Origin of the sequence: Streptomyces sp. NPDC090032, assembly GCF_044748025.1 — a bacterium.
In the GTDB taxonomy this organism is placed as follows: Bacteria; Actinomycetota; Actinomycetes; order Streptomycetales; family Streptomycetaceae; genus Streptomyces.
Map to the genome: position 1 here is coordinate 75,728 of NZ_JBIVFF010000003.1, position 12,263 is coordinate 87,990.

Genomic DNA, 12,263 nt, shown 5'->3' on the forward strand with positions numbered 1-12,263 from the left:
AACCCCAGGGAGGAAGGCCCCATGACCGACGCACTGCGGCCGATGACGGCCAGGCCGCGCCTGTACGAGCAGGTCCTCGACCGGCTGCGCGCCTACGTCGCCGAGGGCGGCCTGCGCGCCGGTGACCGCCTCCCGCCCGAGCGCGACCTGGCCGCCCGCCTCGGCGTGAGCCGCGCCTCCGTGAAGCAGGCCATCACCGTCCTGGAGGTCCAGGGCCTGGTGGAGGCCCGGCACGGCGGCGGCACGTACCTCATGCGCGACAGCCTCGACGCGGAGCCCGTCGAGCGCATGGTGGAGCGCAGGCGCCGGCTGCCCGACGTCCTGGAGGCGCGCGAGGCCCTGGAGACCAAGCTCGCCGAGCTGGCCGCCGAACGCCGCACCGACGAGGACCTCGCCGCACTGCACACGGCGCTCGACCGCATGGCGGCCGACATCGAGCAGGGCGGCCACGGCGTCGAGGGCGACCGCCTCTTCCACGCGGCGGTCACCGCGGCGGCCCACAGCGCTCTCCTCGCCGAGTTCATGCGGTCCATCGCCGACCAGGTCACCGAGTCCCGCACCGAGTCCCTGCGCCAGCCCCGTCGCCCAGCGCGCTCCCTCGCCCAGCACCGGGCGATCCTCGAAGCGATCGAGACGGGCCGCCCGGCGCAGGCCGCGGCGGCGATGCGCCGCCACGTACGGACCGTGGCGAAGGTACGGCTCCTGGACTGGGACCCGGACGAGGCCGAGTAACCGATCCCCGCAAAGACCCCCGCACGGACCCCAGCAAAGGCCCTGCCGATGTGCCGGCGTCAGCCGGTGAGTGTCCAGCGCTGGAGCAGTCCGTAGGTGAACTCCGCTCTGACCTCCCGAAGTGTCCCCTCCGCGTCCGGCGCCGTGAAGGCGAGACCCCAGCGCGTGGGCGCCGAGCCCTCCAGCGGGCGGGCCGGTGCGAACGCCTCGGACACCTCGTCCACGGTGCAGGACCAAGGGGTGAGGTCGTCGAGGGTGCCGAGCGTGGGGGCGGGCGCGCCGGGGGCCCGCACCAGCCACTCGTTCCACACCGCGCCGTTCGGGCCGGCCAGCGCCTCGAAGAGCAGACCGGGCCAGAGCGGCACCTGCCATTGCAGGGCCTCGCAGGTCAGGTCGCCGATCTGCCGGGTGACCGTGTGCTCGGGGGCGCCGAGGAGCGAGCGGTACAGGGACCGTGTGGTGAGCGGTCCCCTCACGTGGCGCCTGGCCTGGTAGCGGCGGTTCGCCTCCCGCATCTGCGCCACCGACGCGCCGAGCTCCCGGCGGGCGTCCTCCACCAGGTCCGGGTTGTGGTCCGCCATGCGGCGCAGCAGGACCAGCTGGAAGTCGGTGACCGTGAAGGGCTCGCCGGTGGGGGCGGGCCCGCTTCGCGCTGACATACGGTCCATGGTCGCGCACGGCGGCCGCGCCGTCAGGGCGACATCCGATCGAGCAGCCGCTCGTGCTCGTCCTCCGGGACCTGCTCGCCCGACGAGGGCAGGAGCTGAGGGATGCCGTCGACGATCGGGTAGCGACGCCGCAGCCGGGGGTTGTAGAGCGCCTCGCCGGACAGGAGGGTGTCGTCCGCCACGAGGGTGTCGTCCTCGGGCGGGAGGAGGTGCAGCGGGCCCTTGTCGAGCGGGCAGGCCAGGATCCTCAGCAGCGGGTCATCGGGCTTCACGGTGGGCCAGCTCCTTGGCGGGTGAGGGTGGTTGGGGCGGCCGGGCGTCGTGCTTCGGCATGAGGAGGAGTACGGACACGGCGAGAGCCGTGCCGGTCAGGCGCAGGGCCAGGGCCAGCGGCTCGCGCGGCAGTGACTCGCCGAACGCGAGCGTGCCGAGCACGGCCGTGAACAGGCACGTCACCGTCGAGCACACCGGCACGATCAGTGAGGCACGGCACCGTTGGAGCGCCGCCTGCGACATGACGAGCCCGAACCCGCCCGTGCACAGCAGGAGGTAGGGGTAGGGCGAAGTCAGCAGGTGCAGCGCGGCGGCGCCGAGCCGGTCCGTGGTCAGGTAGCCGGCCACCCCCTTGATGGCCAGCGAACTCACGCCGTAGAGCAGGCCCACCGCCACCCCGTACTCGACGCCGGTCGTCGGGAGGCGGTGCCGGCGACGCGTCCTGCGCTCGGCGAGCCCGTACAGGAGCAGCCCCGCCGCGAGCGTCGGCACGCACACCCCGAGGATCAGCGCGGCGGGAGCGCCTTTGCTGACCGTGTCGCTGCCCTGGCGCAGGGACAGGACGACCATGAGGAGCGCGGCGAGGATCGCCCCGATCGCGTACCGCTCCCGCCCTGTGGTCCGTTCGCCGAGGAGCGCCGAGGACAGGAGCAGCAGGAGGACGAGGCCGGAGACGAAGATGGCCTGCGCGGCGGCGATGGGAAGCGTGCGGTAGACGGCGAGCTGTGCACCGAACCCGGCGGCCAGGGCCAGGGAGCCGCCGAGCCAGAGGGGACTGCCGGCGACCAGGCGCACCAGGTGGGCCGGGCGGCGCACGCTCACCTGCGGCAGCGCGGCGAGCGCCCGCTTCTCCAGGACGAACCCGGTGCTGTAGAGGACGTTCGCGAGCAGCGCCGCGCCGACGCCCCACCACATCGCGGGCATCGCGCTCACGCCTTCCTGGCGTGCAGCAGGAGAATCGAGGAGAGGGACGGCGCCGCGCAGGCGAGCCGGTCCACGGGGCGCAGCGGGCGCGGCACGCCGTGGAAGGGCGCGCCCGTGACCCGTACGACGTCGAAGCCCGCCGCCGTCACGAACGACCGCAGCGCGCGGGCCGTGTACAGCCGCAGATGGCCCACGACCTCGCTGCCCGGCCGGCCGTGCACCGTGCGCAGGCTGACCTCGGAGAAGACGGGCTGCACACCGGCGAGGAGCAGGGCGCGGTTGTACCAGGCGGCGAGGTTCGGCGTGGACAGCATGAGATGGCCGCCGGGGCGCAGGATCCGGCGGATCTCGTCGAGCGCGGCGTCGGGGTCGACGAGGTGCTCGATCACCTCGCTGAACAGGACGGCGTCGGCGGAGCCCGCCGCGAACGGCAGCCCGCTCGCGGTGAGTTCGCCCCGCACCACGTCCGGGATCCGGGCCCTGGCCCGCTTGAGGGCGTCCTGCGACCAGTCGACGCCGACGATGCGGTGGCCCGCGAGGAGCGGTGCCGCGGTGGCCGCGGCCTGCCCGTCGCCGCAGCCGATGTCGACGACCGTGGCGGGGAAGGGCGCGGGCCGGCCGAGGGCGGCGGCGAGCGCGCGGGCCTGCCGGTGGGAGCGCTGTTCGCCGGAGGCGACCGGGGTCGCCGGGTCCTCGTAGAAGTCCCGCAGCCCCGGCGGGGCGGACGTGGTGGTCATGGCGTCGCCTCCTGCGTCGCGTGCAGGTAGTGCTCGAACAGATCAAGGAGACGGTCGCCGTCGCCCGGTCCGAGCAGGGCGCGCGACCAGCGCAGCGCGAGGTGCAGCCGGCCCGCCGTGGACGCGGTCGTCACGGTCAGGCCGCGCGGCATGCGCGCGGGCGCCGAGAACCAGACGGCGTGGGCGCGGCCCGCGTCGCCGAAGTCGAGCGGGTAGGGGACGCGGCCGATGTTGCTGAGCAGCGTGGTCGACGTCCAGGGAGCGGCGGCCCTGCGCAGCCCGCGCGTGACCGCGGCGCGCCAGGCGACCGGGGCGAGCGGAGCGGTGAGCAGGGCGGCGCCGTGGCCGAGCTGGGGCCGGTCGAGGGCCTTGAGCGCGCGGGTGCGCACCGAGGTGCGGTGCAGCAGGAGCGGGATGCCCGTAGGCGTCAACTCCTGCGGTTCGAAGGTGACTTCGACGAGCCGGGTGCCGTTGCCGATGGGCATGTCGGCGCCCCGGGGCCGGTCGTCCACGGGCATGGTGATGCGCAGGGGGCGCGGGCGCGCGCCGTGCTCCTTGTTCCAGTGGGTGACCATCAGGGCGGTGGCGGCCATGAGCTGGTCGTTGACGGTGTACGGGGCGCCGGCGGGCCGGTGCGGCACGGGCAGGTCCGCGACGAGGAGGCCGTTGCCTGGCGAGAGGGTGGTCGAGCTGTCGGGGGTGCCGGGGGCGACGCGGGCGGGCGGGGTCCACGGCGAGGGCCCGCGCAGGGCGGGCCCCGGCGCCCCGGGCGGCGCCCTGTGTGGCGGAGTCGCACGGGGGGTGTCGTCGTGACCCCCGTAGATCTCGGCCGCCGTCGCGAGAACGCGCAGGCAGGCCGGGCCGTCCAGAGCGGTGTGGTTGATGGTGAGGAAGAGGATCGCGGCGCCGTCCTCCCGCTCCCGCACGACCTCCAGACGGATCGGCGGCGACGAGGTCAGCGGCGGGGCCTGCGTCAGCGCCCGCGTCCTGGCGTCCCCGAGCGCATCCGGTCCGGGTGGCGGGAAGGTGACCACGTCCACGTCGGGGCCGTGCGTCAGCTCCCACTCGTAGCGCCGCCGGTACCAGGGGCCCGCCGCCTCCCGCATCAGGATGCGCGGATGGCGGCGCAGCGCTTCGGTGAACGCGGCCTTCAGCCGGTCCGGGTCGGGGGCGCCCGGCAGGTGGACCTCGATGTGGACGGTCTCCGGCTCCTCGTCCTGGAGGCAGTGCCGGGCGACCTCGTCGACCACGGGGAACGGGACGCGCCGCGGCGCGGGCGGGGCCGGAACGCTCATGCTTCGCCTCCCTGTGACGGGCCGGCCGTGGCGTCCGGCGGCCTGCGGGTGGTCGCCAGCGCCGCGAACAGGGCGACCAGTGAGAGGAGTTGGGCCACCGGGCCGAACGCGCCCGCGGACGAGCGGGACGGCTCACCGGCCCCCACCGCCGCGGCCACCCCCGCACCCGCCATCGCCAGGAACGCGATCGGGACGAGGAGCGCGTGCCGCCGCCATGCCACGAACGCGAGCGCCGGGACGAGCAGCGCGAGCGGGCCCGCGATCACCGCGCCGACGAGGGTGAGCGCCACCGTGCCGAGCAGCAGGCCGGGCGGCGGGGCGGGCGGCGTCACATCTGTAGCCGTGGCGCGCCGCCGGAACAGGGCGATCCCGGCCAGCGCGAGCACGCCGGCGGCCCCGCCGAACAGCCCCGCCTCGTACGTCTTCGCGGGCTCGTAACTCAGCTTCACGGTGCCGCCCGCGCCCGGGGGGACGAGGAAGCCCTGCTGCCAGCCGTCCAGACGCAGCGGCGTCAGCTCCTTGCCGTCGAGGGTCGCCTTCCAGCCGTCGTTGACGTTCTCGTACGTCGTCAGATAGGTGGCGGGGCCGGAGCCGACGGTCACCTCCCTGCGGTCGCCCCGCCAGTCGCGGATGCGCAGGTCGCGGCCGGCCTGTGGGGTGGTGGACGGTGCGTCGGTGCGGGTGAGGGTGGTGTCGGTGAGCCGCAGGGGGCCCTTGTCCTGTGGTGTCTCCAGGGTGTGGGTGCCGGCGGGGAGTTCGAGCTCGGGTGCGGCACCGCACGGCGTGACGTCGATCGGGCGGCGTTCCACCAGGTCCCTGACCGTCCCCTTCGCGCGCGTCGCGTGCCGCGTGCCGTCGACGGTGACCTCGGGTCCCTTGCCGCAGGGCAGCGCGAACGTGCGGGTCGGGGACGGCTGCGGGGTGCGGTACTGGTCGAGTGCCGGGAGGTACGCCTCCGTCAGTCCCACCGGCAGTTGCAGATCGGCGTCCGCCACCGGGTTGTGGACGGTGAGGGGTGCCGTCGCGGTGACGGTGATGTCCAGGCGGTCCGTGGTGATCGGGTCGAAGCGGGCCACGCCGTTCTCGTCGACGCCCGCCACCGCGGCCCCGTCCGGCGAACTGATCTCGATCTTCTCGGGCCGGGTGGACAGGCCGCCCGCGGCGGCGAGTACGAGCTCTCCCACCGGCTGTTTGTCCGGCCAGCGCAGATGGATGGTGGGCCGGTCGCCCGCGATCCACGCCGTGGTCAGGTCGCCGTCCGTGAGATTGCGCGCCGACAGGTCGCCGCCGAGCGCGGACGTGGAGTCCGCGGTGGCCGTGATGCGGCGGCGCTGATCGGGTGCCACGTCGTAGAGGAGCTTGTCGAACGCGTCCCCCGGAGCGGGCCGTGCGCTCGCCTTGAGGGTGTACGTGCCGCCTTCGGCGGTCGTGAACCGGCGTCCGAGGTTCCGTTCCTCCGTCGTCGCGTGGAAGCTGAACTGCTGTGCGTCCGTGGAGTCCTGGGGCAGACGCAGCAGCCGGGTCACGTGGACGCCGGGGATGTCGACGTCCGAGAAGCCCGCACCCGCGAGCCCCGTGTGCCCGGCCTGTGCGCCCAGGATCGTGATCCGCAGCCAACTGCTGTTCCCGGCAGCCGCTTTGACCGCCTGGCGCTTGCCGTTCGCCTGAAGGGTCGACGTGGCCGAGCCCGCTTCCGTCTGAACGCGGATCCGGGTCGGCGCGGCCCGGACTCCCTCCTGCGGCAGGGGAGTCACATGGAGCGTGCCGGGCACGGGTGTCTTCGCGGAGAACGCGATCCGCAGCCACTGCCCGTCGGGCGTGCCCGGGGTGCCCTCCGCCCACGCCGTGTCAGGGTCACCGTCGAACGCGTTCACCGGGTCGTACTGCGGCAGGTGGAACAGCCAGTTCCCGCTCGACGAGGCCGTGACCCGCGCGGCGCCGCGCAGCACGGCGGTCGTCTGATGGCGTATCCCCTCACTCGGCAGGATCTGGCGCGGCTCCGCCCCCGGGTCCTGGATGCTGTCCGGGGAGTTCCGCTCGGCGGGCGTGTACGTGTACGAGGTGTTGGAGCCGACGAGACCGAAGCGGGTGTCCGCGCGGCGCAGGCCGTCACCGGCCGTGCGCAGCGCGGGCGTGCCGATGCCCGGGTGGTTGTCGCCGGCCAGGACGGTGGGCCTGCCGCGCATCCCTGGGTCGGCGGACAGCGGCAGGAGCGACTCGGGTCCGCCGCTGACCTCCGCCGTGCCGGAGACCGGCAGCAGGGCGGCCTGTCCGGGGCGCGGCGTGGAGCCGGGCGCGTAGATCTCCACGGCCCGCCGGCGCGGATAGAGCCCTTCGACCTGGAGAGGGGTGCCTTCGGCGATGCGCCCGCCGGTCGTGACGGGTCCGAAACCGGTGACGCGCCGGTACCCGGACTCCTCCAGAGCGCGCTTGACGGTCGCGGTCGGTACGTATCCCAGCTGGTCGGGGTCGAGGTCGTTGCGGACGACGACGTAGTGCAGGCCTGCCCGGCCCAAGTAGTCCTGGAGGCCTGGGACCTCACCGCCGGTCGTCAGGGCCTGCTCGACGGCGTCGAGGGCGCGGCGGTTGCCCGGCGTGCCGAACGGGACGTAGTCGCGCTGCGCCCAGCGCGAGTCGGCGAGGACGTCGAGGGGCTGGTCGATGGGGGAGCCCCAGGTGTAGATGCCGTGCGCGGTGGCGGGCACGACGAGGGCGCGCGAGTCGGGCGAGTTCTTCTTCAGCCAGTGCGCGGTCGTGTCCCAGTACGCGGGCAGGGAGCGGAACGAACCCGGTTGCAGGATCGAGCCGTTGAGGTACGGCCAGGCGAGTCCCGGCAGGATCAGTACCGCCGCCAGGAGGGGTGCGTACCGGCGGTGGCGCAGGGGGCGGGCGCCGCGCGGCTCGGCCGCGACCGCCGTCACATGCATCAGCCCGAAGGCGAGGGCGAGCCCCAGGCCGGTCTGGAACTTGTAGATGTTGCGGAACGGGACCAGGCCGCCGTTCAGCCAGGACTGCACCGCGGAGTGGAAGGGTGCGCCGAGCGCGCCGCCGTAGCCCGCGAGGGTGATCAGCGCGACGGTGAGGACCGTCAGGACGAGCCAGCGGCGTTCCGGCAGATCACGGCGGGCGAGCCCCGCGAGCCCGAAGGCCGCCGCGAGCGCCGAGCCGACGACGGTCACGGCCGCCGTCGCGACCGTCCATCCGGCCGGCAGCCAGGCCTCGCCGAAGTGCAGGTACGCCACCCAGTTCCCGGCGCCGCGCAGCGACTCGGCGGCCGACATGGTGCCCGTCGTGGTCTGCGAAGTCTCCACGTACGGAAGGAAGTTCTCCCCGTAGACGCCCAGGAGGAGCAGCGGCAGGATCCACCAGGCCGTCGCGAGGATCACCGACGGGGTCCACCACGCGATCAGTCTGCGGCGGCGTGGGCCCGGCGGGCGCGAGAGGAGATAGAGGCCCACCGGGAGGAGGGAGGCGAGGGTGGCCGCCGCGTTCACCCCGCCCATGAACGGGATGAGGAGCGCCGAGCGCGTCGCCGCGACGCGCGCGCTCGTGCGGTCGTTCGTGAGCGGCAGCAGCACCCACGGCAGGAACGCGCCCGGCAGGGCGGCCGCCGACGTCGAGCCGACGACGATCGTGAACGCCGGCCACAGCGCGTACGCCACCGCGCCGAGCAGCCGGGTGCGCGGGCTGCCGATCTTCAGGCGCTCCGCGAGGCGCAGGGCGCCCCAGAACGCCACGGTCACGATGACCGACAGCCACAGCCGTTCCGCCAGCCACACCGGCAGATGCGTCAGGCGCGCGAGCCCGTAGTAGGGCAGCATCGGGAACGAGTAGCCCACGTACTGGTCGAAGATCCCGCCGAAGCCCGCCCGGTCGTGCCACAGGTCACCCAGGTCCGTGAGGAACTTCCACGGGTCGAGCGCGACGCCCAGCTTCGTGTCGAACGTCATGCGCCCGGGCGACACCGCCACGAACAGCACGAACAGCGTGGCCCAGAAGGCCAGCAGCCAGCGCCGCGAGCGTGGCCCCGGCCCGTGTCCCGGCCGGGAGTGGGCGGGGCGGGCCGCTGCCGGGGGCGGCGCCTGGACCGTGCTCGTCATGGAGAACACCGCCGGAGGATGAGGAGGAGGTTCCAGGTGGCGAACTCGCGCACCCCCGGCACCTTCGCGACGGTCGCCGCGAGGAACGGCCAGTAGCGGGAGCGCGCGGAGACGACGGTGATGTCGTCACGGGCCCTGACCTGGCGCAGCGTCGGGCCGATGTGATGCGCGAAGAGGTTCTCGCCGAGCGTGTGCTTGGGCGGCCTGCCCGTACGCCGCTGATAGCGGGCGCCGGCCCGGTCGGCGCCCAGGTAGTGCCAGGGCGCCCACTCGTGACCGCCCCACGGGGAGAGCCAGTTGGTGAACGAGAGATAGACGATCCCGCCGGGCCGCGTCACCCGGACCAGCTCGCTGAGGAACGTCTGCGGGTCGTCCACGTGCTCCAGGACGTTCGAGGAGAACGTGACGTCGGCCGCGCCCTCCGCGAGCGGCAGCAGATAGCCGTCCGCGACGACGGCGGGCGCGGCCGGCCGCTCGCCCAGCTCCCGCACGTCGGGCTCGAAGAGGAAGCCGTGCGCGCCGCGGCGCCGGAACTCCCGAGTGAAGTAGCCGGACCCGCCGCCCACATCGACGACGACTTTTCCGCGTACGTCGCCGCAGACCGCCTCGACCTGGTCGGCGGCGTCACGGGCCAGCAGGGAGTAGCAGGCCTCGGGGTCCTGCTGTTCGCGCAGGAACGCGCGGAACAGGGCGAGTGAGCGGCGCAGCGACGGGTCGGGCGGGGACGTCCGTGTCGAGTGCGTCATGGCGCGGGGCTCCGCACCGCCTCGGCGGCCACGGCTCTGAACTGCCGCACCGTGTGCGCCCAGCGGAAGGTCGCGGCCCGCTCCTCGGCTGCCTTGCCCATCAGCCTCCGCCGCTGCCCGGACAGGGCCAGCGCGCACCAGGCCGCCGCGAACGACGACTCGCCGCGCGCGAGAAGACCCGTGACACCGTCCTCCACAGAGTCCCGCAGGCCCGGCACGTCGAAGCCGATCGCCGGAGTCCCGCGCGCGGCCGCCTCCGTCACGACCAGTCCCCAGCCCTCCACGGCGGAGGGGTGCAGCAGCAGCCACGCCTCGCACAGCAGCCGGTTCTTCTCGGCCTCGGAGACATGGCCCCTGAACTCGACACCCCCGCCCGCGAGTTGTTCGAGCCGTTCTCGCTCGGGCCCGTCGCCGACGATCAGGAGCCGGCCGCCGGTGACCGGACGCACCCGCTCCCACAGCCGCAGCAGCAGATCGATCCGCTTGTACTCGACGAGCCGGCCCATGGCGAGGAAGAGCGGCTCGCGGGAGCGGTCCGCGCGCGGGCCCGGCTCCTCGACGCCGTTGTGGACGACGCGGATGCGTTCGCGTTCGACGCCGATCGCCCGCAGCGCGGTCGCCGTCGACGGGGAGACCGCCACGATCAGGCCGTGGCGCTCGGCGCCGGACAGCGCCCAGTGCTCCAGCTTCCGCCCGAGCCGCGCGGCCGGCGCGAGCGGCCCGCCGAAGCGCATGCGCCACAGGTCGGTGTGGACGTGGTTGACCAGGCGCAGCGTCGGGCCGCGGTGCCACAGCGGCGCCAGGTACGGCATGCCGTTGCACACCTCGACGAGCAGGTCGCAGTCGCCGACCTGGCGGGCGAACGCGGAGCGCGCCCGCAGGTAGTGGCCGAGGTCGCTGCCCGCCGACACGACGCGGTAGTCGCGGAACGCGGCGGGCCCGCCGCACAGGAGGGTCACCTCGTGTCCCAGGCGGGTCAGCCCGTCGGCCAGCCGGTCGACGAGGAGTTCGGAGCCGCCCGCGGCCGGATTTCCGAGGTCGCGGTGGGCGAGGAAGACGATCCGGCGTGGCGGAGGGGGAAGCGCCGGGTGGGGACGCGCCTCGCCCGGGTGGGGCGTGCGCAGGGGGGTGGGCACGTGCTGGGGCATGGGTGCTCCAACTCGTCTCGGGGTGCGGAACTGTGTGGGGGGACTTGCGCGGGGCGTTTCAGGAATGCCTTACGGATGCCTTTACGGATGCCGTTGGGGATGCCTTTACGGGGCTGGCTCAGGCTGCGGAACGGGGTGCCGGGGCGGCGGTTACGGAGGAGCTGTGCCGGGGCTGTGCGGGGGCCGTGCCTGAACTGTGCGGGGGTGGGGTGGGACAGTTTTCGCCGAGCTGTTCGATGCGGCTACTCACCGAGGTGACAAATTCTCAGCTTTCCCGAGCTGACGTCTCATCACATCGTGGAGGGTTCCAGCACTGTTGGGGACGAATCGGGATTCGACGGCTCCCTCCCGCCCGAACCGCCCCGTCCGCCCCTTCCCCGTACGACGAACACGGCACCCAGTGCCGCGAGCACCAGGCCGGACGTGCCCGTCGCGAGCGGGAGCGTCGTGCCGAGGAGGCGGAGCCGGGCGCTGTCGTCGTCGGCGAGAGCGACCTGCTGCCGCTGCGTGGCCGGGGTGAACGCGATGCGCTCGCTGTCCAGGAGCACCGCGGCGTCCTTCGCCGAACCGGGTGCGCGCAGCGTCTTGCGCGGGCCGATCGCCGCGTAGACGATCCGGCCCGTCCTCTCGTCCACGACCAGTTCGATGCCGTGGTTCGCGTACCACTCCTCGGCCAGGACCTGATTCCGCTTCGGCTGTCCCACGATCGTCCCGGGCACCAGCCGCGACCCGGTCCTCGTGGCGGGGACGGTGCCGGTGAAGCGGTAGCCCTCGTAGCCCTGGATCTTCTTCGTGCCACGGTAGGAGAGCGTGACCGTCGCGCCGAGCGTGTTGTCCCACCAGCGGTAGGCGCGCTTCTGCACGTCGAAGGGGAACTTGAGGTAGGCCTCGCCCTCGAAGGACGGCTGCTCGCCGCAGCAGTGCACGGGCGTGTTGGTCCTGCGGTCGGTGACCCAGCGCTCCAGGGTCCACTGGAGCGCGTCGTGCGGGTCCGCCGCGGGCAGCGACGCGTCGGTGTCGACGGACGTGGACACGTCCCACACCGCCCGGCCGCTCTTCTCGGACGCGGCCACATCGCCGCGCACCTGGCGCGTGACGGTGATCCTCCTGTCGCGCACGGTCTTCACCGCGCCGGTGTCGAAGTAGCTTCCGGTTCCGGTGAAGACGGTCGTCGTGTCGACGTCGACGGGGGTGCGTTCGGCGCGCGGCTCGACGTACCACGCGAGCAGCGGGGCCAGGGCGAGGAGGAACGCGCCGAGGCCCAGGGTGAGCAGGGAGAATGGTGAAGCTGTACGACGCATCCGGCACTCCTGGGGTGGGGGAGGGAGGTCTGGTGCGGGCGCAACGCGGCTTGGGCCGGGAACCGTAGGCGCACCCTTGACGGAGTGTCAATGCATTGCAGAGACTGGGCACTTGCCGGAACGGGGCCCGGCAGGGACTGCGCACCGGGTGGGGATTCGACCTCCGAACGAGAGGCTGACCCTGCGATGAACCGACTGCTCGCCGCCGCCCTGAGCGTCGCGGCAGGCGCCGCGCTCGCCCTCGGCGCCTCCCTGGGCGTCGTCGCCCTCCTGAACGCCACCCCGGACCAGCCGAACGTGCCGCTCGTGACGTACGAGACGCCGGACGGGGAGCGCTGA

The 12,263-nt window shown here is 73.7% G+C and carries 11 protein-coding genes; 2 read left to right on the forward strand and 9 right to left on the reverse strand.

The genetic code is table 11. The features are described from left to right. Positions 1–21 precede the first annotated feature (21 nt). Positions 22–732, forward strand: coding sequence for a FadR/GntR family transcriptional regulator (locus tag ACIPWY_RS07330; RefSeq protein WP_393705397.1), 711 nt, complete (start codon positions 22–24; stop codon positions 730–732). Between the two features lie 59 nt (positions 733–791). Here ACIPWY_RS07330 and ACIPWY_RS07335 read toward each other — a convergent pair whose 3' ends face one another. From ACIPWY_RS07335 to ACIPWY_RS07375, 9 genes are all read right to left on the reverse strand, one after another. Continuing rightward, positions 792–1,400: a hypothetical protein gene (locus ACIPWY_RS07335; RefSeq protein ID WP_393705398.1), complete on the reverse strand. Its 609-nt coding sequence runs from the start codon at positions 1,398–1,400 to the stop codon at positions 792–794. Positions 1,401–1,423: 23 nt separating this feature from the next. After that, the gene (locus ACIPWY_RS07340) at positions 1,424–1,672 is read right to left on the reverse strand and encodes a Trm112 family protein (protein WP_401532440.1); all 249 of its coding nucleotides are present in this window, start codon (positions 1,670–1,672) and stop codon (positions 1,424–1,426) included. Further along, a complete protein-coding gene (locus tag ACIPWY_RS07345) occupies positions 1,659–2,588 on the reverse strand; it encodes a hypothetical protein (RefSeq protein ID WP_401532651.1) in 930 nt (309 codons plus the stop codon). Before ACIPWY_RS07345 ends, ACIPWY_RS07340 begins: the two co-directional genes overlap by 14 nt. A 14-nt stretch (positions 2,589–2,602) precedes the next feature. Continuing rightward, a complete protein-coding gene (locus tag ACIPWY_RS07350; protein WP_401532441.1) occupies positions 2,603–3,334 on the reverse strand; it encodes a class I SAM-dependent methyltransferase in 732 nt (243 codons plus the stop codon). After that, positions 3,331–4,629 carry a condensation protein gene (locus ACIPWY_RS07355; protein WP_401532442.1) on the reverse strand — a complete coding sequence of 433 codons (1,299 nt, stop codon included), beginning with the start codon at positions 4,627–4,629 and terminating at the stop codon, positions 3,331–3,333. The genes ACIPWY_RS07350 and ACIPWY_RS07355 overlap by 4 nt, the downstream gene beginning before the upstream one ends. Next, a complete protein-coding gene (locus ACIPWY_RS07360) occupies positions 4,626–8,729 on the reverse strand; it encodes an alpha-(1->3)-arabinofuranosyltransferase family protein (protein WP_401532443.1) in 4,104 nt (1,367 codons plus the stop codon). The genes ACIPWY_RS07355 and ACIPWY_RS07360 overlap by 4 nt, the downstream gene beginning before the upstream one ends. Continuing rightward, the gene (locus ACIPWY_RS07365) at positions 8,726–9,475 is read right to left on the reverse strand and encodes a class I SAM-dependent methyltransferase (RefSeq protein ID WP_362899407.1); all 750 of its coding nucleotides are present in this window, start codon (positions 9,473–9,475) and stop codon (positions 8,726–8,728) included. The genes ACIPWY_RS07360 and ACIPWY_RS07365 overlap by 4 nt, the downstream gene beginning before the upstream one ends. Further along, a complete protein-coding gene (locus tag ACIPWY_RS07370; protein ID WP_362899409.1) occupies positions 9,472–10,623 on the reverse strand; it encodes a glycosyltransferase family 4 protein in 1,152 nt (383 codons plus the stop codon). Before ACIPWY_RS07370 ends, ACIPWY_RS07365 begins: the two co-directional genes overlap by 4 nt. A 290-nt stretch (positions 10,624–10,913) precedes the next feature. Further along, positions 10,914–11,924, reverse strand: a complete 1,011-nt coding sequence (locus ACIPWY_RS07375) for a DUF3068 domain-containing protein (protein WP_362899411.1) — start codon at positions 11,922–11,924, stop codon at positions 10,914–10,916. 186 nt (positions 11,925–12,110) lie between these two features. On the opposite strand from ACIPWY_RS07375, the gene ACIPWY_RS07380 reads away from it, so the two are divergent. Next, positions 12,111–12,263 carry a hypothetical protein gene (locus ACIPWY_RS07380; protein WP_362899413.1) on the forward strand — a complete coding sequence of 51 codons (153 nt, stop codon included), beginning with the start codon at positions 12,111–12,113 and terminating at the stop codon, positions 12,261–12,263.